Genomic DNA, 24,934 nt, shown 5'->3' with positions numbered 1-24,934 from the left:
ACGATGATTACTGCACGGTTTCCTGACCTTTGATCGTCTGCTCCAGGGCCTGGATGCAGCGTTCTTCGGCGGTGTCGAGTTCCAGCTTCATCTGTTCGATGTCCAGCAGTTGCTGTTCGAGCTGTTCCCGACGTTCGGTGATCTTCGCCAGCATGCTGTGCAGTTGTTTCTGGTTGCCGCTGGTGGGGTCGTAGAGTTCGATCAGTTCACGGCACTCGGCCAGGGAAAAACCGATGCGCTTGCCCCGCAGGATCAGCTTCAGGCTGACCTTGTCCCGAGGCGAATAAATGCGTTCCTGGCCACGTCGCTCCGGGCTCAGCAGGCCTTGCTCTTCATAGAAGCGGATGGCCCGGGTGGTGATATCCAGTTCGCGGGCGAGGTCGGAGATGCTGTAGGTCTGGCTGCTCATGGAAGCGCTCGAAACGAAAGGGGCTGGCGCTAAGCTAATGGCAGGTTGACGTTCACGTCAAGCAATCAGATCCCAATGCAGACACACCCCTTGTGGGAGCGAGCCTGCTCGCGATAGCGGTATACCTGTCAGCATTAATGTTGACTGACCCGGCGCCATCGCGAGCAGGCTCGCTCCCACAATTTTGATCGCCTAAACCTTGTCGAGCTTCTTCTCATGCGCCGTCACCTGCTGGCACAGCTCGATCATCTGTTCGCGCATCCAGCGATTGGCCGGGTCCTGGTCGGTGCTTTCATGCCAGTAGAGATGGGTTTCCACGGGGGGCACATCGTTGACCGGCAACACGAAGGCATGCAGATCGTGACGACGGGCAAAGCGCTCGGGGACGGTCATGACCATGTCGGTCTGTTGCAACACCTGGGACGCCATCAAGTAATGCTGGGAGCGTAGGGCGATCTTGCGCTGGATGCCCATCTTGCCCAGGGCCAGGTCGACATAACCCAGACCGTTACGGCGGCTGGAAATATGCACATGAGTCTGGGCCAGGTAATCATCGAGGCTGATTTTTTCCTTGCCCGCCAGTGGGTGCCCCTTGCGCATGGCGCACACGTACCGGTCTTCCATTAGCTTGACGTGGCGCACTTGCGGGTCGGTATTGAGTGGCGCGTCGACGGCGAAGTCGAGGCGACCGGCGGCCAGTTCCTTGGTGGTTTCACGGCGCTTGGACAGGAAGCTCTCGATGGCCACGGTCGGCGCCAGGCGTCGCAGGCGCTGGAACAACAGAGGCAGGATCACGCCTTCGGTGAGGTCGGTCATGCTGATGCGGTAGGTCTTGACCGCCTGCAGCGGATTGAAAATCCGGCTTTCCTGCACCGACACTCGCAGCAACGATAAGGCATTGCGCACCGGGCCAATGATGTTCTGGGCCATGGGCGTGGGCACCATGCCCTGGGCCGTGCGCACGAACAGCGGGTCATTGAAGGTCTCACGCAAACGCGCCAGGGCATTGGACACCGCCGGCTGAGTGATGCCGACGATCTGTCCGGCGCGGGTCAGGTTGGCTTCGGTGTAGATCGCGTCAAAAACGATAAAAAGGTTGAGGTCGACCTTGCTCAGATTCATGGCGCTGCACTCTTGTTCTTGGGCTTGTTGTGAGGTGCCGGGTGGCGATGCAAATCAGTGAACCATATATCGGTGATGAATGTTAATACACGCCGAGAATAGGTTAGGTAAATTTTCGTAGCTGAACTAGCATCGATTTCATGACCTAAAAACAACCTCTGCCAAGAAGGTGCTTCTCATGGATTTTGCGTATTCCCCCAAGGTTCAGGAACTGCGTGAACGTGTCACCGCGTTCATGGACGCCTACGTATACCCGGCTGAAGCAGTGTTCGAACGACAAGTGGCCGAAGGCGACCGCTGGCAGCCCACCGCCATCATGGAAGAGCTCAAGGCCAAGGCCCAAGCCGAAGGGCTGTGGAATCTGTTCCTGCCCGAGTCTGAGCTGGGCGCTGGCCTGACCAACCTCGAATACGCGCCGTTGGCAGAGATCATGGGCCGTTCGTTGCTGGGGCCGGAGCCGTTCAACTGCTCGGCGCCGGACACGGGCAACATGGAAGTGCTGGTGCGTTACGCCAATGAAGAACAGAAACAACGCTGGCTGGAACCGCTGCTGCGCGGCGAGATCCGCTCGGCCTTCGCCATGACCGAGCCGGACGTTGCTTCTTCGGACGCCACCAACATGGCCGCCCGCGCCGAGCGCGATGGCGACGAGTGGGTGATCAACGGCAAGAAGTGGTGGACCTCCGGGGCCTGTGATCCGCGCTGCAAGATTCTGATCTTCATGGGCCTGAGCAACCCCGACGCGCCGCGTCATGCCCAGCACTCGATGATTCTGGTGCCGGTGGACACGCCAGGGGTAAAAATCGTACGTCCGCTGCCGGTATTCGGCTACGACGATGCGCCTCACGGCCACGCCGAAGTGCTGTTCGACAATGTTCGGGTGCCGTACGAAAACGTCTTGCTGGGCGAAGGGCGCGGTTTTGAAATTGCCCAGGGTCGCCTCGGCCCGGGCCGGATCCACCACTGCATGCGTTCCATCGGCATGGCCGAGCGTGCATTGGAGTTGATGTGCAAACGTGCCGTCAGCCGCACCGCCTTCGGCCAGCCGTTGGCGCGCCTGGGCGGCAACGTCGACAAGATCGCCGATTCACGGATGGAAATCGACATGGCGCGCCTGCTGACCTTGAAAGCGGCGTACATGATGGACACCGTCGGTAACAAGGTCGCCAAGAGTGAGATCGCCCAGATCAAGGTCGTTGCGCCGAACGTGGCCTTGAAGGTCATCGACCGGGCCATCCAGATCCACGGCGGGGCAGGGGTTTCCAACGATTTCCCGCTGGCCTACATGTACGCCATGCAACGCACCTTGCGCCTGGCCGACGGCCCGGATGAAGTACACCGCGCCGCCATCGGCAAGTTCGAAATCGGCAAGTACGTGCCCAAGGAGATGTTGCGCAGCGGCCGCTAGGAAGTAGCCCACCATGAGCCTTTGTGGGAGCAAAGCTTGCTTCCACAGGCTCATCTTGTGGGGGGGAGCTCGCTTACTCCTTGACGCTCATATATTCCTCGGCCCAACGGATGTAATCCTCGGGCTGGGTGTAAGTGTGGGTCAGCTCGGTGGCGCTCAGGTCTGACGCCTGGGTGAAGATCTGCCGCTGTTCGCGCAGGCTGTCATAGGTGGCCTTGATCGCGGCGAAGTAGGCACCGTGACCATCGATGGTGACGCGCACGCCGAGTTCCGCCAGGCGTTTGTCGTCACGCAGCAACGGATTGCCATAGGTGACGAGCATCAACGGCACGCTCAGGTTTTCGCTGATCTGCGCCAGGTGGTCGAAGTCCTGCACACCCACCATGCAAATCCCGTCGGCGCCGGCACGTTCGTATTGCTGGGTCCGACTGATGATTTCCTGGACCGGTAGGATCCCGGCGTTGGTGCGGGCAATGATCGCCATTTCCGGGTCGACCCGGGCTTCCAGCGCTGCGCGAATCTTGCCGACACCTTCGGCGACGCCGATCAGGTCGGTGGATTTGCGCCCGAACTGGGCCGGCAGCAGCGTGTCTTCGATGGTCAGGGCCGCCACCCCGGCGCGTTCGAGCTCGATGATGGTGCGCATCACGTTCAGGGCGTTGCCATAGCCGTGATCGGCGTCGGCAATTACCGGCAGTTGGGCTACGCGGCCAATGCGCGTGGCCTGCTCGGCGAATTCGCTGAGTGTGATGAGGGCAAAGTCCGGCGCCCCCAACACTTGCAGCGACGCGACCGAACCTCCCAGTATCCCTACTTCAAAACCCAGGTCGGCGGCGATGCGCGCTGACATCGGATCAAACACCGAGGCGGTGTGATAGCAGGTTTCGCTCGCCAGCAGTTGGCGAAAGTTGCGACGCAAGTCTTGATGGGAAAGCCTGGGCATATGAGTTCCACCATTGGAATGGAAAGGCTTGAGCAAAAGTGTCAACGCCGAAAGATCCAAAGGCTATCACGCGCAAGGCTTAAAGATGATGACGAATGTGCATGGGCTATGTGTGTGCCGGATTGCAGAGGATCCCGACAGGCTGTCAGCGATGATCGAGCTGACCAAGGTGCAGGCAAAGGGGGCGGAGGTTAATGCGTGTCAGTGGGTAAGGTATTTGTGCTCGAACCCAGCCTATGCCGCCGCCGCTTGCCGCCCCTGTTGAAGCAACGCCACGGCGCGCACCGTGTCACCTGGTTGCATTTGCAGACGTTTGGCCGTGAGACGGTCCACCAGCAGGCTGTGACCGTGCTGGTGGGCTCGGGCACTGGTAACGCGGCAACTCGCCAGCCGTCGGTTATGGATCAGCCAGACCGGTGCCTGTTCGTCCGGTGTGCCGATGGCCAGGGTCAGCGACTGGCTGTCGCGCACGGTCCGGATTTTCGCCACTGGCGCTTCGATCACCGGGCCGCCATCGAAAATGTCGATGTAGCCTTTATGGGTAAAACCCTCGGCGCCGAGGATTTTCAGGGCCGGCTCGGTATTCGGGTGGGCCCTGCCGATAGCCGCCTGGGCCTGTTCGGTGAGCAGGCAGGTGTACAGGGGCTGGCGCGGCATCAGCTCGGCGATGAAGGATTTGTTGCCCATGCCGGACAATTGGTCGGCGTAGCTGAAGTCTTTCTGGAAGAAGTGCCGGCCCAGGCTGTCCCAGAACGGTGAACAGCCGTGCTCGTCGGCGTGTCCTCGCAATTCGGCGATCAGTTTTTCACCGAACAGCTGGGAAAACTCGGCCACGAACAGCAAGCGCGCCAGGGACAGCAGGCGTCCGTTATGGCCGCGGCGGTGTTCGGGATGCAGAAACAAGGAGCAGATCTCCGATTGCCCGGTCATCTCATTGTTGAGGAACAGTGTGGGTATCTGCCGCTGGATGCCCAGTTCAGGCGCGGAGCTGACGGTGACCCCGACTCGATAGTTGTACCAGGGCTCACGCAGCCCGACCGCACCGGTCAGGGCGCTGATACCGACCACTTGCCGGTCATCGTCCTCGAGCACGAACAGGTAATCGGCATCGGCGCGTTCGACTTGTCCGGCAAAGGTGCGCTGGGCCCAGCGCACTCGATGGGCCAGGCGTTCTTCGTTGGCCGGTAGGCTGGTGAACCCGGGGCCCGCGCAATGGGCCAGGTCCAGCAAGGCGGGCAGATCCGTCAGAGCGACCGGGCGCACAATCATGATGCAGCTCCTTCATCGTGCCAATCGGGGCGCTGATGCCAGGTGAGGAATCGCGTCAGGTTCATAACGCAACCACCCGGGCCCGCTCGCCGTCGGTGATACCCAGTGCTGCCAGCATCTGCGGTGTCAGGGACACGGTGCCCTCGGCACTGACGTCAAGCTCGGCCACGATGGCCCGGTAATTCTCCAGGCCGTCGTTGCTCAGCAGAAAGCGGCCGCCGAGGTCAATGTCTGAGCATTGTCGGGCCGTGGCTATTCGGCTTTGGGTGATCGAGCGGATGTTCGCCACACGAGCATGCAGCGTCGGCCCGCCGTCGAAGATATCCACGTAGCTGTTGGTTTCGAAACCCGCGCGTTCCAGGATGTCGAAGGCTTCCTGGCCGTCGGGATGCACCCGGCCGATACAGGCTTGGGCCGCCTGGGACAGCATGGGTACATAAATCGGGTATTGCGGCATCAGTTCGGCGAGAAAGGTGCGGCTCTGCAGACCGCACAAGCGTTCGGCTTCGGCGTAGGGCAGGTCGAAAAAATGCTGGCCGACGGCATCCCAGAACGGCGACTGACCGTCATCGCTGCTGAAACCAACGATCTCGGTGATCACCGATTCGGCAAAACGTTGCGGATGGGCGGCGATGAACATCAGCCGCGCCCGGGACAGCAACTCCGATTCCGGCGTGCGTACCCGTCCGGCGTCGATATGAAAACCGCGCAGCAGCGTCTGGCCATTGAGGTCCTGGCACAGCGACAGCGCGGGTACGCCGTGCTGGATGTTCAGTTCCCGGGACTCGCTGGTAAACGGGCGATGCCGCAGGCTGTAGAACGGTTCATTGCAGCCGGTGCTGGCGAGAATCTCGGAACAGCCGGTCAATTGCCCGGATGCCAGGTCCTCCAGGACGAAGAAATAATTCTCTGCGCCCGGGCTCTGCACGTCGGTCTCGAACGAGGCACATGAATCGAGGATTTTGTCCCTCAGGCGTTCGGTATCGTCGGGAAGCGATGTGACGCCCACCAGGCTGTCACGGGCCAGTTGCTGCAATTGCGGCAGGTCGCTTAATTGAACTGGACGTAAGGCCAGCATGGATTGCACTCCTTTTCCAAAGAGCCCGGTGACATGCACCGGGCTTGACGATCACTGTCGATGTCCACGCATTGTGACGACGGCTGGTCGAACCCCTTCGACCGCCGATCCTCACTGTCCCGCAGGGTCAGGCAGGGCAGTATCGGTGCCGAACTTATTGAGCACGGCCAGATAGACCAGGCCTGCGGCAATCCATATCAAGCCGAGCTTCTGCGCATCCACGCCCATGTTGTACATGATGGCCGCGACGATGGCGAAGCCGATCAAAGGGCAGATCAGGTGGCGAATCACTTGGCCGGACCGCTGGCGGCGCCAGTGATGGTTGATCACGGTGATATGCAACAACATGAAGCCGCTCAAGGCGCCGAAATTGACCAGGGAAGTCAGGGTGTCCACGGCATCGATGAACAGGTAGCAGATCAACAGCGACAGCACTGCTACCAGATAGATGCTCAAGTATGGGGTGTTGTGTTTCGGATGGACCTTGGCCAGCACCTTGGGGAGCTTGCCGTCCCGGGCCATGCCGAACAACAGGCGCGACACTGCTGCTTGCGAGGTAATCGCCACAGCCACGCCCCAGGCCAGCGCCGTGGCGACGGCGGTCAAAGTGGCCAGCCAACTGCCGGCCGCCAATTCGGCGATTTCATAAAACGCGGTATCGGCGGACTTGAAGCCCATGCCGGCCGCCAGGTCGGTGGCAATCCAGGTCTGCACGACGAAAATCACCCCCATCACCAGCAGTGTGATCAAAGCCGCCTTGCCCACGCTGCGCCCCGGATCATTCTTGATTTCTTCGGCCAGGGTGGAAATGGCATCGAAGCCCAGGAACGACAACACGGCGATAGACACGGCCTGCATCAACAGCGCGAAATCAAAACGTTCCGGGCTGTACAGCGGCGCCAGGGTCAGTTGGCCGTTACCGGCGCCCCCTTGCAAGGCATTCCAGGCGTAGAACAGGAAAATGGCCAGCACCATCAGTTGCGCCAGCAGGAAAATGATATTCATCCGTGCGGTGAAGGTGATGCCCCGCAGGTTGACGAAGGTCGCGCTGACCAGGAATGCCAGAATGAAACCGACCTTGGGAACGTCCGGGTACAGATGGTTCAGCGCCATGGCGGCGTAGACATAGAGCAGGGGCGGGATCAGCAGGTAGTCCAGCAGCATCAGCCAACCGGCGATGAAGCCCACGTGTGGGTTAAGGCCCCGTTGCGCATAGGAATAGACGGAGCCGGCCACCGGAAAAGCTCTGGCCATGCTGCCGTAGCTCAAGGCCGTGAAGAGCATCGCCACCATGCCGATGATATACGCCAACGGCACCATCCCCGGCGCCTCGGCGTTAACGTAGCCATACACGCCGAACGGTGCGATGGGGATCATGAAAATCATCCCGTACACCACCAGGTCCGTCAGCGACAGGCTGCGCTTCAATTCCTGTTTATAGCCAAATGCCTCGATACTCATAAGCCGTTCTCCTTCTCAGCTGTGTGGGTGTGCTCTTGCTTGTCGCTTGCCGCTCGAACCTTGCCGCTGCTTTCCTACAACAATGGCGCCAGGTAAGCGCTCCAGGCCTGCACCGCTGTCGGGCTGCGTAGCAGGTCGTTGCGCACTTCGATCAACACCGAATCCAGGCCGCGTCCATCGCCATGTACCGGAACCGTCATATCGGTCGAAGGGTTGATCTTGTACGGCTGGTTGCCGGCTACCCGCAGCGAGTGCCGGCTTAGCCCGTCGACGATGCGCTGGGCATAGTCCTTGGCCTCGCCGAACAGCACGCCCGCTTCCAGGGCGCGCGGTTGGCCGTAGAACACTGGCGTAAAACTGTGGATGCCCACCACCCGCACCGTCCGGTTGTCGGCCAGGCGCTGGTCGATCAACGCTCGCAGTCGATCATGGAAGGGATGGAACAGGCACCGCTGGCGATATTCACGGGTGGCCTCATCCAGGGACTGGTTGCCCGGAATCTGGTAGATCTCGCTCTGGTGCGGGATGCTGTCGGCGACGTGAAGGGGACGGTTCAGGTCGATCAGCAGCCGTGAATAGTTGGCCGCGAGCAAGGTCGCTCCAAGGGTTTCGGACAGTTGTTCGGCCAGCGCCAGGGCACCTATATCCCAGGCAATGTGCTCCTGGGCCGCCGTCTCATCCAGGCCAAGGTCGTTCAACGCGGCGGGGATAAAGCGGTCGGCGTGTTCACACACCAGGATCAACGGGTGTTCGGCGTCTTCCCGGATCAGGCGATAAGCCGGCCCGGTATAAAGGCCCGATTCAGCACATTCAATAGATTCGCGCATAGTGCTCACACAGCTCGGCAGGTGACAGCGCCTGGGTCAAGGCCAGCTCCTGGGCCTTCAAGGCGAAATAGGTTTCGACCAGCGGGCCGGGCAGGGCTTCGAACAGCGCCCCGCTGTGGCGCAGGCAATCCAGCGCCTGGGCCAGGGTCGTCGGCAGGGCGATAATGCCACGGGCACGACGGTGTTCTTCGTTCAATTCATCGGGTATTTCATCGGTGACCGCCGTGAGCGCCAGCCGTTGCTCGATGCCCAGTCGCCCGGCGATCAACAGCGCCGCCAGCGCCAGGTGCGGCGAAGCGGTGGCATCCATGGCGCGAAATTCCAGGTTGTACTGGGTCGCCACCGGTTTGCCGCTCACGCTCACCGTCGGGCAGATGCGCAGCGCCGCTTCGCGGTTACGTTGCCCCAGGCAGGCGTAGGACGCGCTCCAGTGATGGGGTTGCAGGCGTTCATAGGACACCGGTGTCGGCGCGGTGATTGCGCACAGGGCGGGCAGATAGTGCAGCACCCCCGCGGCCCAGTGCTGGCCCAGGTCCGACAGCCCGTTGGCGCCGCCAGCATCATGCAGCACGGGGACGCCGTCCAGGTCTTGCAGGCTCATGTGCAAATGCACGCCGTTGCACACGGCATGTTCCGAAGTCTTGGGGGCGAAACTCACATCCAGGCCCATCTGCCGGGCGATCTCCCGGGTGATTTCCCGCACGTTCACCGCACGGTCGGCGGCGGCCACGCCCAGGGTCGGGCGGCAGGTGATTTCATACTGATGCTTGCCGTATTCCGGCAGGAACATTTCCGGTTCCACGCCGCCTGCCCGCAATGCGCTGAGCAACCATCCGGCGAACCCGGCCTGCTGGCGCTGGGCCTGGAGGCTGAAGGCCAGGCGATCCGGTTGGGGTTGAGGGGTATCGAGGCTGAATTCATGCTCGAACGCGGCGAACACCTGCAAGCCCAACTCGGCGCGATAACGTTGCACTTCGTCATGCAGCAAGGTGCGAGGGCAAGCGGCCCAGGGCCGACCATCGGTTTCCCGCACATCGCAATGAAGGAAATCCAGGGCAGGCGCCTGGGCATCCGGGCCATTGTCGACAGTGACCCGGCTGGCCAGGTCCGGGATCAGTCGCAGGTCGCCATAGGCCCCCCAAGGGTTGGCCGATGCAATGATGTCCTGGGGCGTCAGCGCACTGTTGGCCGGCACCCAGCCACAACCGGCGTCGACGTAGTGGGGCAGTTCATCACTGGGGAACGAGCGGCCGCGGGTCACGCCGATCAGGTCGGTGCAGACCAGCGTGGACACGGGCAGCGGGGTCAGCGGCGTTGCGGCATCGAGACGGCTCACGGCTGCATCTCCTGCAACCGACCGAGCACGGTGTCGGTATCGGTGATCCAGCAATAACCTTTGATCGCGTTCAGGCAGGCCAGATGACGTTGTTCGCTGTAAGTGGCGCAGGCATCTTCCACCAGCGTGACCAGGTAGCCGCGGTCGGCGGCGTCACGCACGGCCATGTCGACACACTGGTCGGTGACGATGCCGGCGATGATCAGATGACGGGTCTGCAGATTGTGCAGCACGTAGTCGATGTTGGTGGAGTTGAAGACCCCCGAAGACGTCTTGGGCAGCACGATCTCGTTTTCCCGCGGCGCCAGCTCGGCGATGATCTGGGCTTGCGGGCTGTCTTTGGGCAAATGCATGTCCGACAGCTTGTGGTCCAGCGAGCGATCGCGACCATCGGCAGTCAGGCTCTGGATGTGGGTGTGCAACACGTTTTGCTGCGCCGCCCGCACCGCTTCGAGCAGGCGCTGCTGATTGGGGATCACCTGTTGGCGGGCACGGCGGATGAAATAGTCGGCCTCGGGCGTGGCCAGGTGGGCATCGAATTGCGGTTCCAGCCAGGCGCGTTGCATGTCCACCAGCAGCAAGGCGGTATGGTCGCAGGTGAATGGCAAATCCCGAGGGGAGTGGTGAGGGAGCGAGAACATCCTTATTTTTCCTCCAGCAGGTGCGTGTTGAACGCCGTGCGCAAGGTGTCGATACCTTCCAGGCGCTCGGCCAGATCAGGGCATTGCAAGGTCAGGCAGGCGATAAGCGCTTCGACCTGGGCCAGCGCCGGCACCAGGCTGTCGAAGGCCGAGATCGATTCCACCGGAGCGCTGATGATCAGGTCGGCCAGTTCCCGTAGCGGTGAGGTGTAGACGTCGCTGAACAGTACGACCCGCGCGTGGCGCTCCTTGGCCGCGCTGGCCACGCGTTGGGCCTGGGCCTGGTAGCGACGATAATCGAAGATCAGCACCACATCCTGGCGCTGCACGTCGAACAACCGGTCGGGTAACTGGGCGTTGTCTTCCAGGGCAAAACAACCCGCACGCAGCAAGCGCAAGTGGTTGAGCAGGTATTGGGCGAGGAAGCTGCTGAAGCGCCCGCCAAAACAATGCACCTGATGCCGGCTGTCGAGCAGCCATTGCACGAGAATACGCACGTCTTCGGGTTGAGTCAGGGCTTGGGTGTCGGTGAGGATGCGCTGGCTGGTTGCCAGGTACTGGCTCCAGGTGTCGCCTTGCTGCAATTTGGCCCGCGGTTGCAACAGGGTGCGAGGGGAGCGCAGGCGATGGTCCATGTCACTGAGCAGCGCATCCTGGAATTCGGCATAACCGCCAAATCCGAGTTTTTTCACCAGCCGCACGATAGTCGGATCGCTGACCCCGGCATGATCGGCCAGGCGCGACATCGGCCCGAGGCCGTTGCGCGGGTAATGATCGAGCAGGGCCCGTACGACCTTGCGTTCCGACGGCGTCAAAACCAAGCCCGAATCGGTAATCAGGTCTCGAAGAGGCGGCATCCGTGCTCCTTGCCTGGATGGGTGTTGGATTTCTTTCATAACTCCTGAAAATAGTATTTATGTAGCGGGTACTACATGTCCAGCGGTTTTTACGTTCTGTTTAAAATGCACGAAAGTAGTGCGAAAGCCTTGTAGGACGGGGACTTGATCGCATAGATCCGATATGTCAGTTGATGCCTCTGTCGGTGTAAGACATAACGCCTTTTTGTCTCAGTTATTTGATTTCATATAAGGTGCTGTACAAGAAAAAGCCGGAGTATCACCTCCATGAAACCCGTTCGACTGTCTGAGTACCGTGCGTGCAAGCCACTCGCCTGACCCTGATCTGCCATGCCCGCACCGTCGCCCAGAAGCAGGCGTGTTTTGGCCTGGATGAACCGCTGGATGCCGACTGGCTGGGCAAACGCCCGGAGCCGGGCCACGGCTACCGAAATGTCCGGCAGTTGCTCTGCGGGCCGGAGTTGCGCACCCGGCAGACTGCCGCCCTGTTCGGCGACGAGGCCCAGGTGGTCGCCGACCTGGCCGATTGCGATCTGGGTCGCTGGCGTGGCTTGTCCATCGACCAGTTGCTCAAGGTCGAGCCGCAACCTCTGCAAGCCTGGCTCGACGATCCCGATGCCGCTCCCCATGGCGGTGAATCCGTCACCCGCTTGTGCCTTCGTGTCAGCGACTGGCTGGCCAGCCTGGAAGGCCGGCCGGGGCATGTGTTGGCCGTCACCCATCCGTTTGTGATCCGCGCGGCCGTGGTGACCGTATTGGGCTGTTCGGCAGCGGCCTTCAACCGTCTCGACATCGAACCGCTGTCGACTGTCGAGTTGCGTTTCAACGGGGTGTGGCGGTTGCGCACCGAGGGTCCCGGCCAGGAGTCACTCGAATGAAAAAACTGTCAGTCATCGGTATCGGTGCCGGCGATCCGGATTACCTGACGATCCAGGCAGTGAAAGCCTTGAATCGGGTGGATGTGTTCTTTCTCATGGACAAGGGGCCTGCCAAGCAGACGTTAGTGGATCTGCGGCGGGAAATCTGCCAACGCTACATCGTTGATCGTACCTACCGTTTCGTCGAAGCCTACAGTCCCGAACGACAACGCGGCGACGTGGACTACGCCGCCAGTGTCGAAGATCTGAACCGGGCGAAGCAGGCCACCTTCGAGCGGTTGATCGATGAGCAGTTGTCTGACGGGCAGTGCGGCGGTTTCCTGGTCTGGGGCGATCCGTCGTTGTACGACAGCACCGTGCGTATCTTGCAGTCGATTCTCGACGCGGGTCGCTGCGCCTTCGAATTCGAGGTGATTGCGGGCATCACCAGCGTCCAGGCCCTCGCGGCGCAACATAAGGTGCCATTGAACAGCATTGGCGGTTCACTGGAGATCACCACGGGCCGCCGGCTGGCGGCAGGGCAGGTCGGTGACTCGGCAAGCGTGGTGGTGATGCTCGATGCTGAAGATGCGTATCGCCAGGTATCCGATCCGGATACGCACATCTACTGGGGGGCCTATGTAGGCACACCGGATCAGATCCTGATCGCCGGTCGGCTGGAGGAGGTGGCTGAAAGCATCGAACGCACCCGCAAGGCCGCACGGCAGGCTAACGGATGGATCATGGATACTTATTTGTTGCGCAAACCTTGATAACTCAACCCTTGATACGACAGACCTTGATACGTCAGACCCCAATGTTCGACAGTTTCCACGTCAACTGACCGCCTTCGCCCCACGTCCAAACCGCTCCCGGTACACCGACGGCGCCAGCCCCACCACACTGCGAAATGCCACGCGAAAGCTTTCCACCGAGCGGTAGCCGCACAGCTGGGCGATGTTGTCGGTGTTGTCTTCGGTGCTTTCCAGCAACTCGCGAGCCCGGGCCAGGCGCTCATGTTGCAGCCAGGCCTTGGGCGACAGGCCGCAGGCCTGGGTGAAGTGCCGCAGGAAGGTTCGCTCGCTCATGGCCGCCTGGCTGGCCAGTTCGCGCACACCGAGCGGTTCGTGCAGGCGTTCGCGGGCCCAGTGCATGACGCCGGACAAATCGCTGCGTGGCGTACGGCTGACCGGTGAAGGAATGAACTGCGCCTGGCCGCCCGTGCGTTGTGGTGACATCACCAGTCGCCGCGCCACGGCGTTGGCAACCTGGGTGCCGAAATCCCGCGCCACCAGGTGCAGGCAGGCATCAATGCCCGCGGCGCTGCCGGCCGAAGTAATGACTTGCCCCGAATCCACGTACAGCACATCCGGGTCTACCAGGATGGCGGGAAAACTTTTGGCCAGTTCATCGGTGTAGCGCCAGTGAGTGGTAGCGCCCAGTCCATCGAGCAAGCCGGCGGCGGCCAGCACGAATGCCCCTGAGCAGATCGACAGCAGGCGCGCGCCCCGGGCATGGGCGCAGCGCAATGCCTCAAGCAGCGCCGGCGGCGGTGGTTCGTCGCGACTGTGCCAGCCGGGAACCACGATGGTTTGCGCCGTTTGCAATAATTCCATGCCGCCATCGGCCAGGATCTGGAAGCCGCCCATGGCCCGCATCGGGCCGTCATCGACGGCAACGATCCGATGTTTGTACCAAGGGAAATCGAACTCAGGTCGGGCAAGGCCGAATATCTCGATGGCGATGCCGAATTCGAAGGTGCACAGGCCGTCGTAGGCGAGGATGGCGACCAGACCGGGATTGGGCTGCATATGGCGGAAAATTCCCACAGAGTGTCTTGTGCGCCACTGTAGCGGTAAGCATCGGCCGGATAAAGTCTGCTCACCCCCTCATTTGTCTGTGGAGTACACACTCATGACCAGCCTGGTTCGCCAAGTGCCTGCTGCCCCGTCCGACCTAGCCCTGCAACATTTCAGCCGGCGTCTGACGTTCGAAACCGATTGCTCCGACGTTCACGCCAGCCAACAGGCTGGAGAAGTCGATTTCGTCCTGGTGGACGTGCGCGGGCCACTGGCTTTCGAGCGCGGGCATGTGCCCGGGGCGATCAACCTGCCAACCCGCTCGCTGACCGCCCAGGCGCTGGCGGCTTATCCCAAGACCGCGCTGTTTGTGGTCTATTGCGCGGGCCCGCATTGCAATGGCGCGAACAAAGCGGCAGTGCGTCTGGCGACCTTGGGTTATCCGGTCAAGGAAATGATTGGCGGTGTCATGGGCTGGCTGGACGAAGGCTTCCGTCTGACAGGCGCAGTGCAATGCGCGGCGGACCAGGCTGTCGGTTGCGACTGCTGATCCTTTCCAGCCAGCAGGGTGCAATCCCTGTGGCCTGGTTGTTTCTATAAATATTTGTCGCCTCAACACAATTCGCCTCCTGAGTGCCCCTCTAGACTGCCGGCCACTTCGGTTTTTAATGACCGAACGCTGCCTAAGAATCTGCCGATAACCCGCTAATAAAAACCTGCGCACTCAGGAGCAAAAATGAACAAGCTAGCAATGTTTGGTGCCTTGGCACTGTCCGTGTTGTCCTTGTCGGCCGTGGCCGAAGACGCCAAGCCGATCCGCCTCGGAATCGAAGCCGGTTACCCGCCGTTCTCGATGAAAACCCCCGACGGCAAGCTGACGGGTTTCGATGTTGATATCGGCGACGCGCTGTGCGAGCAGATGAAGGTCAAGTGCACTTGGGTCGAGCAGGAATTTGACGGCCTGATCCCAGCGCTGAAAGTGAAGAAAATCGACGCGATCCTGTCGTCCATGACCATCACCGATGATCGTAAGAAAAACGTCGACTTCACCATCAAGTACTACCACACCCCGGCGCGTTTCGTGATGAAGGAAGGCAGCGACGTCAAGGACCCGCTGACCGAACTCAAGGGCAAGAAAGTCGGTGTGCTGCGTGCCAGTACCCACGACCGTTTCGCCACCGAGGTGCTGGTGCCCGCCGGTATCAATCTGGTGCGTTACAGCTCCCAGCAAGAAGCCAACCTGGACATGGTCGCCGGTCGTCTCGACGCCATGCTCGCCGACTCGGTCAACCTCGACGACGGCTTCCTGAAAACGGATGCCGGCAAAGGTTTTGCCTTCGTGGGCCCGACCTATGAAGATGCCAAGTACTTTGGTGGCGGCGCCGGCATTGCGGTGCGCAAGGGTGATAAGGCCCTGGCCGAGAAATTCAACGACGCCATCACGCAAATCCGCGCCAACGGCACGTACAAGAAAGTGCAGGACAAGTACTTCGCTTTTGATGTCTACGGGCATTAATCGCTGAAACCAAGGTGGCCCGCCGTTGACCCGGTCGGCCACCTTTTTCATGGGCGAGTGTTTTACCCCAGCGCCCGTCGAAATACCGTTATTGGGAGTTCCTCATGCAACGCATCGACCATACCCTGCCATGGAGCCACCTGGGCACCGAGCGCCGGCTCAGTGTGTTTCGTTACGGCCACGGTCCACGCAAGGCGTATATACAGGCCAGCCTGCACGCCGATGAATTGCCCGGCATGCGCACGGCATGGGAGCTGAAACAACGACTCAACGAGCTTGAGACCCAAGGCTTGCTCAACGGCGTGATTGAACTGGTGCCCGTGGCCAACCCCATCGGCCTGGACCAGCATCTGCAGAGCGCGCACCTGGGGCGTTTCGAACTGGGCAGCGGCAAGAACTTCAATCGGGCTTTCGTGGAACTCAGCGCGCCGGTGGCCCAACGCATCGGTGATCGCTTGGGCGACGACCCGGCCGCCAATATCACGCTGATCCGCCAGACCATGGTTCAGGTGCTGGACGATTTGCCGGCGCCGCCCTCACAACTCGAGGCCCTGCATCGCCTGCTGCTGCGCCATGCCTGCGACGCCGATGTCACCCTGGACCTGCATTGCGACTTCGAGGCGGCGATTCACTTGTACGCCTTGCCGCAACACTGGCCGCAGTGGCGCTCCCTGGCCGCGCGGTTGAAGGCGGGCGTGGCGTTGCTGTGCGAAGACTCTGGCGGCAGTTCCTTCGACGAGTCCTGTTCCTCGCCCTGGTTGCGTCTGGCCAAGACCTTCCCCGAGGCCGCGATCCCGCCGGCCAACCTGGCGACCACGCTGGAACTGGGCAGCATGGGCGACACTCGGGTGGATCAGGCCCAGGCCAATTGCGAAGCCATTCTCGGGTTCCTGGCCGAGCAGGGTTTCATCGGTGGTGACTGGCCGCCCGCGCCAGCGCACTGTTGTGAAGGTTTTCCGTTCGAAGGCACTGAGTACCTGTTCGCGCCGCATCATGGGGTGGTGAGCTTCCTGCGCGAGGCCGGTGAGTGGGTGGAGCAGGGCGATCCGTTGTTCGAAGTGGTCGATCCGTTGAACGATCGGGTTACTACTGTTCGGGCCGGCACCAGCGGCGTGTTGTTTGCGCTGGACCGTGGGCGCTATACCCAGCCTGGAATCTGGCAGGCGAAAGTGGCCGGGCGAGCGCCGATTCGCGCGGGGAAATTGATCAACGACTGATAACTGCTGTCTATCTCAGCGCACGCGCGTTGCCGTGCGGCTATCGAATGATGGAGGAAGACTGATGTTCAAAGCGCTCGCCCTGTTGCTGTTGGTAGTGTCTTGCGGTTTGCAGGCTCAGCCTGCGCTGCACACCGATTTGCCCCTCAATTACCTGGCCCATGCCGATGAGCAGGCCAGAAACCGGCCGCTGGTGATCTTCCTGCATGGCTCCGGCGGCAGCGAGCAAGACCTGTTCGATCTCAAGGATGAGTTGCCCAGTGACTACAACTACCTATCGGTACGAGCGCCCAAGACCGTGGAGCGGGGCCAGTATCAATGGTTTGCCAAGAAGGGCGAGGGCGCCTACGACGGTGATACCGCGGACCTGAAGGCCAGCGGCCAGATGCTGTTGGATTTCATCGAGAAGGCCCGGGTCAAGTACCCGACCGATGCGAGCAACGTATACCTGGTCGGTTTCAGCCAGGGCGCGATGATGAGTTACGAGGTCGCCCTGCGCCATCCCGAGGCCGTCGGTGGCATTGCCGCGCTGGGCGGGCGGGTGCTGTCGGTACTGCGGGCCGAACTGACACCCGACGAGTCGCGCCGGACGCTGGCGGTATTTATCGGTCATGGTACGGCGGACTCGGTGATCCCATACCACGACGGCACCGAGGCGGACAGCTTCCTCAAGACCCTGGCCCTGGAGCCCGAATTCCATGCCTATCCGGGCGTTGGCCACAGCGTCAGTGCCATGCAGGTGCGGGATCTGCGCGCCTGGCTGGAGCGGCTTAATCCCTGATTCAGTGACAGAGGTGTTGAGTGTGCCGCCGTCATCGCGAGCCGGCTCGCTCCCACCTTTTTCCCGAGTTGCTCCCAGAAACGGGATTGCCTCCAGTCCTGTGGGGGCAAAGATTGCTCGCGATGAATAGCAGATTGGATATCAAGATTCATGTCGCCCCAGAATCTCTGTGGGAGCGAGCCTGCTCGCGATGAAAACCACCCGGTCCATCAAGTCACTGACCAGCGACGATCTGCTTCACCAGCGCCTCATGCCCGGCCTTGTCGCTGGCCCGGGAAATGATCTGTACCACTGCCATGCGCGTGCCGGAAGCGCCCAGCAACGTGGTATCGAGGGTCGGCCCACCGCCTTGGGTCGCCTTGGTATCGAGCTGGCGCAGACCCAGGCCGGTGCCTTTTTGGGTCAGGCTTTTCTCGCTCAGGATCTTGGCATCCGGCAGGGCCTTGATTTTCTGGACGGCGAAGTCGGCCATGGTGGCATCGAGGAATGTGCTGTCGTCGTCTTTCACATTCGAGCCATCGATGATGGTGTTTTCAGCCGTGATCACCACGGTTTTGCTGGTGGCATTGCTGTACATCGTCCCCTTCGCCCCCGCCGTGCCCTGAGCGGCATCGCCGGCCGGAAGCGGTGTGGCAATGAAGCCCTTGGGCAGGGTGAAGTTGAACTTGCTTCCCAGCAGGGAAACCTTTTGTACCGGTGCTGCGCCGCTGGTTTTGGGCTGGGCGGCATAGGCAGGCACCACCACCAGACTGGCGATGGCCGTCAGCACCAGGGCGGCGACTTGTTTACTTACCAATGACATTGAAACGCTCCACAGAGGGGTGTGCTTGAGCGCGATCATCCCATGGGCGTCCAACCGGCTCCAGCGCCGGTCACGAGTGCGCCACATCATTGGCCCGTGGGGCAGAGGCGCGCACCAGCAGGCGGCGGGTCACCAGCAGCATGACCACCGACACCGCGACACTCACCACAAAGGCCGGCATGCCGAGCAGCGGCAGGGTGAGGGCCAGGGTCAGGCAGAACGCGGTGAAGCAATACATGCCAGTGGCCGTGGCCCGCAGCAACGCGGCGGTGAAGGCCGCGCCACGGGTTTGCTGGGAGAACACTGCCATGACGCTGCCTAGCACCGGGAACACCGCCAGTAGCCCGCTCCAGCGTTCACCCACGGTGCTGGCCAGCAGCGTCACCGCCAGGGTCAACAGCGCGCCGGCGACCATGCGTAGCAGCAGCTTGTCGGATTTGGGAGCCGGGCCGCTCATCACCGGTCGAACCGTCGGGAACAGATAAGGCGCGGCCAGCAATGCCACAATGGCGATCACGCTCGACAGCGGCAGCGAGGCCGGCAACCAGGACAGCACCATCGCCACCAGCGCCCAGACACCCAACGCGATACCCAGCGCCCAAGGCCAGTCACGATGCTGGGCGACCCGGGCGTACACCACACAGAATGCAATCATTGCAAACATGGCCGACAGCGCCGCTGTCGCCGACTGAGCGGCAAACGCCTCGCCCTGTTCCAGGGCCAGGAACAACAGAATCGGACCCACCACCACCGGCAACCCCGACAGCCAACCGGCCACGCTCGGTCCCCAACGCCGGCCCGCCAGGGAAATCAGCAGCAGGAAAGCGGGAATCACCAATAATTTGAGCAGCAGCACGGGGTTATCCTTGTCAGGCGACGGGTCGACACGTTAGCACCGACCTCGCAGTTTCAGCGATCCCAGTAAGGTACTTCGCCAAAACACTGTAGAAAAAAGTCGATCACGGTACGCACTTTCACCGACAGACGTCGGCTGCCCGGCCAGAGAATGGCGATCTGTTGGGGCTCAAGGCTGTTGGAGGCTTCGTAGTCGCGCAATACCGGCACGAGGGTGCCGTTGCGCACGGCTTCGCCGATCAGCCACGACGGAAACATCACCAGCCCCAGGCCTTGTTCGGCCGCCTGGGTCAGGGTGTCGGCATGGTTGCCGGTGATCGGCCCTTTGACGCTGTAGGGTGTCCAGGCCTGACCCGGACGTCGGAAAAACCAGCGTTGCTGGCCGGCCACGCCCTTGTAGGCCAGACACTGATGGTTCGCCAGGTCCTGGGGTTTGAGCGGCGTGCCGCAACGCGCCAGGTACGCGGGGCTGGCGGCGATCTGAAAGCGGTGCGGGGCGAGGATTCGCGCCTGCATGCCTGAATCATGCAGCGGGCCGATGCGAAACAGCAGGTCCGCGCCTTCCTGCAGCGGGTCGACGTAGCTGTCGGTTTGCTGGATGTCCAGTTGCAGCTTCGGGTAGCGCTCACACAATGACCCCAGCCACGGCGTCAGATGACGCTGGCCGAACACCACCGGGGCATTGATCCGCACCAGTCCGGCCGGCTCACTGTGTTGTTCCTGCAGCGCCTGTTCGGCTTCTTCGAGTTGCACCAGCAACAGGCGTGCATGATGACCCAGCAGGCGGCCGGCTTCAGTGGGCGAAACAGCGCGGGTGTGTCGATACAACAACTGCTGGTTGAGGGCCTGTTCCATCAACTGGATCTGCCGGGAAATCGACGACGGCGCCAGGCCTTCGCGCCGGGCCACCTCCGAGAAGCTGCCGTGATCGAGCACGGCGACAAACAACCGCAGGGCCTTGAAGCCGAGTTCATTGAGACCGTGCATGGACTGCTCCGCTGTGCGAGTTGCGCAAAAGTGTTGTCGGGATGCTCCCATTTATCGCACAGCTGCGCCAGCCGATAATCCCGCTCATTGTTCTTCTCAGAGGTTCTGATCATGCAAGCGTCTTCACTCAACGCCGCCGCCCCGGCGGCTGCCTCCAAACCACGAGCGCTTTTGCGCTGGCTGTTGCTGCCCCTGGTGATCCTGGCCGGCATGGGCCTGTCGGTAGAGGCCGGTCTACTGGGGCCGCTGGGGGTTCAAGTGGGGCATCTCTGGGCAACCCTGAGCATATTCGGCGTCGGTTCGGCGATTCTGTTTCTGCTGTTGCTGCTCAGTGGCCCGCAACAAGGCCCGGCCTTGAGTGAGTTGCCGCGCTGGCAGTTGATCGGCGGTTTCCTGGGGCCGATCTACGTGGTGGTGCTGACGCTTGCCACGCCCCACATCGGCATTGCCATGACCATGGTCGCAATCCTTTCCGGGCAAGTGGGCAAAAGCGTGCTGATCGACCACTTCGGCTGGTTCGGTGCGACCCGCAAGCGGGTCAACGGCGAGCGCTGGCTCGCCTTGGCGCTGATCGTCGTAGCCCTTGTCCTGATTGCCCGAGGTTGAATATGAATCTGTTTTTGCTATTGCTGCTGGTCGTTGTTGCCGGTGCGGTGTTGAGCGTGCAGGCGGCCATCAACGGTCGCCTGGGCCAGACGGTCGGTGTGCTGCGCAGCAGTCTGCTGACATTCGTGGTGGGCACGGTGGTCACCGGGTTACTGATCGTGTTTTTTGAACCCGCTCACGCCGTCAGCCTGCTGGACGTGCCGAAATGGCAACTTGGCGGTGCCTTGTTTGGTGTGGTGTACATGATGGTCATGGTCGGCGCGGTGCCAAGGGTCGGCACCGCCGTGGCGACCGTGGCGGTGATCCTCGGGCAGTTGGCCATGGGCATGCTGATCGACAATTTCGGCTGGTTGGGCAACCCCGCTATTGAGTTGTCCGGGAGTCGGGTCCTGGCAATGGCCTGCCTGGCGCTGGCGCTGGTATTCATGTATCGCAGCAGTGCACGGCAGGCCTGAGAACCTCAGTCGGGCTCGACTTCCAGTCGCAGGCTGCCATCGTCCAGACGCTTGGCAAGCCGGACAATACCGCCAATGTGCCGGCCTTCGGTGCTGAAGACCACGATCTGGGCTTTTTCCAGATCATCCGGCAGCGGTGGCTGAACGTGCAGGGCGAACCACACCGGTTCACCGTCATCCAGGCGTTGGACATCGTAGCGGCAATCGACGCTTTGGGTCTGGCGACCAAACAGCGTGTCGAGGCCATACTTAAGGTCGGTGCTGTCGTCGGCAGCAGGGGCGAGGGACATCGGCGGTCTCCTGGGATGAATGCTCGGCTGGTCTTCTAGTGATTCCTCTGGTGGGGGAAAATTCAATGGGTTCGCGCCGGCACTGAACCGGCGGCGTTGCTGCTAGAATCGCCCACCTTGACTTACGAGAGGTATGCCCATGAGCGAGCCGATTCGCCTGACCCAGTACAGCCACGGCGCCGGTTGCGGCTGCAAGATTTCGCCACAGGTGCTGGAAGTGATCCTGGCCGGCAGCGGTGCGCAGAACCTTGACCCCAAGTTGTGGGTTGGCAATGCCTCCCGGGACGACGCCGCGGTTTATGCCATCGACGAAGAGCGCGGGGTGGTCTCTACCACCGATTTCTTCATGCCGATTGTCGACGATCCTTTTGATTTCGGTCGCATCGCCGCCACCAATGCCATCAGCGACATCTACGCCATGGGCGGTGATCCGTTGATGGCGATTGCGATTCTCGGCTGGCCGGTCAATGTACTGGCCCCGGAAATCGCTCGCGAAGTGATTCGCGGCGGTCGTTCGGTATGTGACGAAGCAGGCATTCCCCTGGCGGGCGGCCATTCGATCGATGCGCCCGAGCCGATTTTCGGCCTGGCGGTCACAGGCCTGGTGCAAAAGCGTCATATGAAGCGCAACGACACCGCCACCGCCGGTTGCCGCCTGTACCTGACCAAGCCCTTGGGCATCGGCATCCTCACCACCGCGGAAAAGAAAGGCAAGCTGCGCGCCGCCGATGTTGGCCTGGCCCGCGACTGGATGTGCACCCTCAACAAGCCGGGCAGCCGCTTCGGCAAGCTCGACGGCGTGGCGGCGATGACCGATGTCACCGGTTTCGGCCTGCTCGGGCATTTGGTGGAAATGGCCGATGGCAGCCAGTTGACGGCGCGTATCCGCTACGACGCGGTGCCGCGTCTGCCGGGCGTCGAGTATTACCTTGACCAAGGCTGCGTGCCGGGCGGTACGTTGCGCAACTACGACAGCTACGCCAGCAAGGTCGGGCGCGTGCAGGAACTGCACAAGCGAGTGCTGTGCGACCCGCAGACCAGCGGCGGACTGCTGATCGCCGTCACGCCCGAGGGCAACGAAGCGTTTCTGGCGGTCGCCGCTGAACTGGGGTTTGCACTGGAGCCGATCGGTGAACTGGTCGAGCGACAGACCTACGCGGTCGAGGTGTCTTGATGACCCATGACATCACCGATTACCGCGACATTTTTCTCAATGACCGACCGATGATGGACACCCGTGCCCCTGTCGAATTTCTCAAGGGCGCATTCCCCGGTGTGGTCAATCTGCCGTTGATGACCGACATCGAACGGCAACGGGTCGGCACGTGCTACAAGCAGCAGGGCCAGCAGGCGGCCATTGTCCTGGGGCATCAATTGGTGTCCGGCGACACCAAGGCGCAACGCATCCAGGCCTGGGCCGAGTTCGCAACGGCCCATCCTGACGGTGTGCTGTATTGCTTCAGGGGAGGCTTGCGCTCACAGATCGTCCAGCAATGGCTCAAGGACGAGGCGGGCATTGACTATCCCAGGGTCGGCGGCGGCTACAAGGCCATGCGTACATTCCTGCTCGACACCGTCGAGCAGGCGGTTGCCCAATGCGACCTGGTGTTGCTGGGCGGCATGACCGGCACCGGCAAGACAGAAGTGCTGACTCAACTGGGCAACAGCCTGGATCTGGAAGGTTACGCCAACCATCGCGGTTCGAGCTTCGGCAAGCGCGCCACCGGGCAGCCTTCCAATATCGATTTCGAGAACCTGCTGGCCGTGGATGTGCTGAAAAAACGTGCCGCTGGTATCGAACAGTTCGTGCTGGAAGATGAAAGCCGCATGGTCGGCAGTTGCGCCTTGCCACTGTCTTTGTACCAGCGCATGCAACAGGTTCCGATGGTCTGGCTTGAGGACAGCCTGGAGCGGCGGGTCGAGCGGATCCTGGGCGATTACGTCATCAACCTGTGCGGCGAATTTGTCGCAGTCCATGGCGATGAAGGGTTCTCGCTGTTTTGCGAACGATTGCTGGCAAGTCTCAATAACATCCATAAGCGCCTGGGTGGCGACCGCCATCGACGTTTGCTCCAAATCATGGAAGCGGCCCTGGCCGAGCAGGCGACCAGCGGCGCCGTCGACTTGCATCGCGGCTGGATCGAAGGCCTGTTGCGTGAGTATTACGACCCGATGTACGTGTTCCAGCGCGAGAAGAAGGGCGGGCGGATCGAATTCGCCGGTGAGCAGGTGGCGGTGCTGGAGTATCTGCGTGAGCGAGCGGCCCGCAAAGGGTGATCGCTGCCCACCGCCAATCCCCTGTGGGAGCGAGCCTGCTCGCGATAACGGTGGGGACCAGTGGCGGTGATTGAGGAGGTATTGTCGAAAGTAATGTCCGCAGCCTATGTCGGACAAGTTTCCTGCCCGTTGTCCAGGCCTTGCTTGTAGTTCTGGCTGGTGAGACTGGCCTTGCCGTTGTGCCAGGTCAGGGTCAGCACGTACAGCGAATCGAAATCCCCCGATTCCCAATCATCGGTAATCGTCTGCTTCTTGCCCATCGCGTCGCTGGCGACCTGGTTGATCAGCTCCGGCAGGTAGCCGTGCGACCAAGCGGTGTAGATGGTCGAGTTGTGGTACTTGTCGTGCAGCAGTTCGTCAGCCAGGTCACTGGTGTCATTGGCTGAATACTCGATGTTCACCGGCAGCCCGAGCTTGATGGCACTGGGGCTTATGGTCATCAGTGGGCGGATGTAGCTGTAGGAATTGTCCAGCTCGCCCTCTTCGACGTTGCGGGTAGGGTTGGCCGCGAACACATAGTCGGCCTTGCCGAATTTCTCCGGTAGCAGGGTGGCCAGGTCGATGGCGCGATTCAGCCCCTGGCAATTGAGCTGGCCCAGGCCGCCGGCGGGTTTCTCGGCGTGGCGCAGGAACACCAAGGTCTGGATACCGTCGGCCGGTTGGGCGCGACTGACGCTCGACTCCAGCAACAGCGCCAGGCCACAAGCGACAAGCAGCGTAGGCAACATCAGCCACGGTCGGCGCTTGAAGCGTTTGGCGAAATTCAGTGGGTTCATCATTGAATAATATTCTTCGGCTCTCGCAAATCAGGCTGACAAACCCGGGCACCAGGAAGTTTTTGGCTTCCGGTGTTTTCCTTGTCGTGACGCCGCTTCGATTTCTCGGGGCATTGCTCAGAGTCTTCTGGCGCCCTTTGGTTCGATACCGACCGATTCCGTGCACTGTAAGGCCTCCTGCCAGGAGGTAGGGCGAATGTTAGCGACAGGATGTTGCGAATTTAAGAATGGAGCGTGCGAGTTTCGTGACGCGTTCATTTGGGTTTCGTATTTAAAGAATCGCCTTACACCTGCCGTCTCCTCCTCTGACTTATTTTCCCTGCCGTCCTCGGCAAAGTCTCGCGTCCGTCCCCGCACCGCGAGAT

Annotated in this window: 27 protein-coding genes; 11 read left to right on the top strand and 16 right to left on the bottom strand. The window is 61.4% G+C overall.

What is annotated here, in order from left to right; translation table 11 throughout:
* Window positions 1-7: 7 nt before the first annotated feature.
* Both GKKCFE_RS15955 and GKKCFE_RS15950 read right to left on the bottom strand, forming a co-directional pair.
* Complete coding sequence (locus tag GKKCFE_RS15955) at window positions 8-409, bottom strand: MerR family transcriptional regulator (protein ID WP_047228465.1); 402 nt, start codon at window positions 407-409, stop codon at window positions 8-10.
* A 192-nt stretch (window positions 410-601) separates the two neighbouring features.
* Window positions 602-1,531: a LysR family transcriptional regulator gene (locus GKKCFE_RS15950; protein ID WP_047228464.1), complete on the bottom strand. Its 930-nt coding sequence runs from the start codon at window positions 1,529-1,531 to the stop codon at window positions 602-604.
* Window positions 1,532-1,709: 178 nt separating this feature from the next.
* On the opposite strand from GKKCFE_RS15950, the gene GKKCFE_RS15945 reads away from it, so the two are divergent.
* Window positions 1,710-2,939 carry an acyl-CoA dehydrogenase gene (locus GKKCFE_RS15945; RefSeq protein ID WP_445576817.1) on the top strand — a complete coding sequence of 410 codons (1,230 nt, stop codon included), beginning with the start codon at window positions 1,710-1,712 and terminating at the stop codon, window positions 2,937-2,939.
* Between the two features lie 73 nt (window positions 2,940-3,012).
* Here the strand turns inward: GKKCFE_RS15945 and GKKCFE_RS15940 are convergent, their stop codons facing one another.
* From GKKCFE_RS15940 to GKKCFE_RS15905, 8 genes are all read right to left on the bottom strand, one after another.
* Window positions 3,013-3,882 carry an isocitrate lyase/PEP mutase family protein gene (locus GKKCFE_RS15940; protein ID WP_047228462.1) on the bottom strand — a complete coding sequence of 290 codons (870 nt, stop codon included), beginning with the start codon at window positions 3,880-3,882 and terminating at the stop codon, window positions 3,013-3,015.
* 234 nt (window positions 3,883-4,116) lie between these two features.
* Window positions 4,117-5,151: an arginine N-succinyltransferase gene (gene astA / locus GKKCFE_RS15935; RefSeq protein WP_445576816.1), complete on the bottom strand. Its 1,035-nt coding sequence runs from the start codon at window positions 5,149-5,151 to the stop codon at window positions 4,117-4,119.
* Between the two features lie 61 nt (window positions 5,152-5,212).
* Window positions 5,213-6,229 (bottom strand): arginine N-succinyltransferase, encoded by a 1,017-nt coding sequence (locus tag GKKCFE_RS15930; protein ID WP_445576815.1) that lies wholly within the window; start codon window positions 6,227-6,229, stop codon window positions 5,213-5,215.
* A 111-nt stretch (window positions 6,230-6,340) separates the two neighbouring features.
* Window positions 6,341-7,690: an APC family permease gene (locus GKKCFE_RS15925; RefSeq protein ID WP_076383984.1), complete on the bottom strand. Its 1,350-nt coding sequence runs from the start codon at window positions 7,688-7,690 to the stop codon at window positions 6,341-6,343.
* Between the two features lie 74 nt (window positions 7,691-7,764).
* Window positions 7,765-8,517: an N-formylglutamate amidohydrolase gene (locus GKKCFE_RS15920; protein WP_047228458.1), complete on the bottom strand. Its 753-nt coding sequence runs from the start codon at window positions 8,515-8,517 to the stop codon at window positions 7,765-7,767.
* Entirely contained in the window at window positions 8,501-9,853 is a 1,353-nt protein-coding gene (locus GKKCFE_RS15915; protein WP_445576814.1) for a glutamine synthetase, read from the bottom strand. The genes GKKCFE_RS15920 and GKKCFE_RS15915 overlap by 17 nt, the downstream gene beginning before the upstream one ends.
* On the bottom strand, window positions 9,850-10,494 hold the full coding sequence (locus tag GKKCFE_RS15910; RefSeq protein ID WP_274090712.1) for an isochorismatase family cysteine hydrolase: 645 nt from the start codon (window positions 10,492-10,494) through the stop codon (window positions 9,850-9,852). Before GKKCFE_RS15910 ends, GKKCFE_RS15915 begins: the two co-directional genes overlap by 4 nt.
* Before the next feature lie 2 nt (window positions 10,495-10,496).
* Window positions 10,497-11,351 carry a MurR/RpiR family transcriptional regulator gene (locus tag GKKCFE_RS15905; RefSeq protein ID WP_439125103.1) on the bottom strand — a complete coding sequence of 285 codons (855 nt, stop codon included), beginning with the start codon at window positions 11,349-11,351 and terminating at the stop codon, window positions 10,497-10,499.
* Window positions 11,352-11,650: 299 nt separating this feature from the next.
* Here GKKCFE_RS15905 and GKKCFE_RS15900 point away from each other — a divergent pair, with 299 nt between their 5' ends.
* Complete coding sequence (locus tag GKKCFE_RS15900) at window positions 11,651-12,229, top strand: histidine phosphatase family protein (RefSeq protein ID WP_445576813.1); 579 nt, start codon at window positions 11,651-11,653, stop codon at window positions 12,227-12,229.
* Window positions 12,226-12,981 (top strand): precorrin-6A synthase (deacetylating), encoded by a 756-nt coding sequence (gene cobF / locus GKKCFE_RS15895; RefSeq protein WP_139049617.1) that lies wholly within the window; start codon window positions 12,226-12,228, stop codon window positions 12,979-12,981. The genes GKKCFE_RS15900 and cobF overlap by 4 nt, the downstream gene beginning before the upstream one ends.
* Before the next feature lie 63 nt (window positions 12,982-13,044).
* Here the strand turns inward: cobF and ftrA are convergent, their stop codons facing one another.
* Complete coding sequence (gene ftrA, locus GKKCFE_RS15890) at window positions 13,045-14,019, bottom strand: transcriptional regulator FtrA (RefSeq protein WP_076383987.1); 975 nt, start codon at window positions 14,017-14,019, stop codon at window positions 13,045-13,047.
* A 103-nt stretch (window positions 14,020-14,122) separates the two neighbouring features.
* Between ftrA and GKKCFE_RS15885 the strand changes: the two genes are divergently transcribed.
* The 4 genes from GKKCFE_RS15885 (at window position 14,123) to GKKCFE_RS15870 (ending at window position 17,521) form a co-directional block, all read left to right on the top strand.
* A complete protein-coding gene (locus GKKCFE_RS15885; RefSeq protein ID WP_047228451.1) occupies window positions 14,123-14,557 on the top strand; it encodes a rhodanese-like domain-containing protein in 435 nt (144 codons plus the stop codon).
* Between the two features lie 186 nt (window positions 14,558-14,743).
* Window positions 14,744-15,523 carry an ABC transporter substrate-binding protein gene (locus tag GKKCFE_RS15880; protein WP_047228450.1) on the top strand — a complete coding sequence of 260 codons (780 nt, stop codon included), beginning with the start codon at window positions 14,744-14,746 and terminating at the stop codon, window positions 15,521-15,523.
* 104 nt (window positions 15,524-15,627) lie between these two features.
* Window positions 15,628-16,740, top strand: a complete 1,113-nt coding sequence (locus GKKCFE_RS15875; RefSeq protein ID WP_076383988.1) for a M14 family metallopeptidase — start codon at window positions 15,628-15,630, stop codon at window positions 16,738-16,740.
* Window positions 16,741-16,804: 64 nt separating this feature from the next.
* Window positions 16,805-17,521, top strand: coding sequence for an alpha/beta hydrolase (locus tag GKKCFE_RS15870; RefSeq protein WP_107322292.1), 717 nt, complete (start codon window positions 16,805-16,807; stop codon window positions 17,519-17,521).
* A 214-nt stretch (window positions 17,522-17,735) separates the two neighbouring features.
* Here GKKCFE_RS15870 and GKKCFE_RS15865 read toward each other — a convergent pair whose 3' ends face one another.
* From GKKCFE_RS15865 to GKKCFE_RS15855, 3 genes are all read right to left on the bottom strand, one after another.
* Window positions 17,736-18,323 (bottom strand): hypothetical protein, encoded by a 588-nt coding sequence (locus GKKCFE_RS15865; protein ID WP_445576812.1) that lies wholly within the window; start codon window positions 18,321-18,323, stop codon window positions 17,736-17,738.
* Between the two features lie 70 nt (window positions 18,324-18,393).
* Window positions 18,394-19,179, bottom strand: coding sequence for a hypothetical protein (locus GKKCFE_RS15860; protein ID WP_047228446.1), 786 nt, complete (start codon window positions 19,177-19,179; stop codon window positions 18,394-18,396).
* Window positions 19,180-19,232: 53 nt separating this feature from the next.
* Window positions 19,233-20,165: a LysR family transcriptional regulator gene (locus GKKCFE_RS15855; RefSeq protein WP_047228445.1), complete on the bottom strand. Its 933-nt coding sequence runs from the start codon at window positions 20,163-20,165 to the stop codon at window positions 19,233-19,235.
* Between the two features lie 111 nt (window positions 20,166-20,276).
* On the opposite strand from GKKCFE_RS15855, the gene GKKCFE_RS15850 reads away from it, so the two are divergent.
* Both GKKCFE_RS15850 and GKKCFE_RS15845 read left to right on the top strand, forming a co-directional pair.
* Complete coding sequence (locus GKKCFE_RS15850) at window positions 20,277-20,771, top strand: DMT family transporter (protein ID WP_445576811.1); 495 nt, start codon at window positions 20,277-20,279, stop codon at window positions 20,769-20,771.
* 2 nt (window positions 20,772-20,773) lie between these two features.
* Window positions 20,774-21,226, top strand: a complete 453-nt coding sequence (locus GKKCFE_RS15845) for a DMT family transporter (RefSeq protein ID WP_139049622.1) — start codon at window positions 20,774-20,776, stop codon at window positions 21,224-21,226.
* 5 nt (window positions 21,227-21,231) lie between these two features.
* Here GKKCFE_RS15845 and GKKCFE_RS15840 read toward each other — a convergent pair whose 3' ends face one another.
* Window positions 21,232-21,516, bottom strand: coding sequence for a hypothetical protein (locus GKKCFE_RS15840; RefSeq protein WP_076383991.1), 285 nt, complete (start codon window positions 21,514-21,516; stop codon window positions 21,232-21,234).
* A 139-nt stretch (window positions 21,517-21,655) separates the two neighbouring features.
* Here GKKCFE_RS15840 and selD point away from each other — a divergent pair, with 139 nt between their 5' ends.
* Both selD and mnmH read left to right on the top strand, forming a co-directional pair.
* Window positions 21,656-22,690, top strand: a complete 1,035-nt coding sequence (selD, locus tag GKKCFE_RS15835; RefSeq protein ID WP_047228441.1) for a selenide, water dikinase SelD — start codon at window positions 21,656-21,658, stop codon at window positions 22,688-22,690.
* Complete coding sequence (gene mnmH, locus GKKCFE_RS15830) at window positions 22,690-23,793, top strand: tRNA 2-selenouridine(34) synthase MnmH (protein WP_139049623.1); 1,104 nt, start codon at window positions 22,690-22,692, stop codon at window positions 23,791-23,793. Before selD ends, mnmH begins: the two co-directional genes overlap by 1 nt.
* Before the next feature lie 104 nt (window positions 23,794-23,897).
* Here mnmH and GKKCFE_RS15825 read toward each other — a convergent pair whose 3' ends face one another.
* Complete coding sequence (locus GKKCFE_RS15825; RefSeq protein ID WP_047228439.1) at window positions 23,898-24,572, bottom strand: hypothetical protein; 675 nt, start codon at window positions 24,570-24,572, stop codon at window positions 23,898-23,900.
* Window positions 24,573-24,934 lie beyond the last annotated feature (362 nt).

Source organism: Pseudomonas sp. E141 (genome assembly GCF_052659885.1).
The sequence above is the reverse complement of the archived record's forward strand: the minus strand, read 5'-3'. Positions and strand labels throughout refer to the sequence as shown.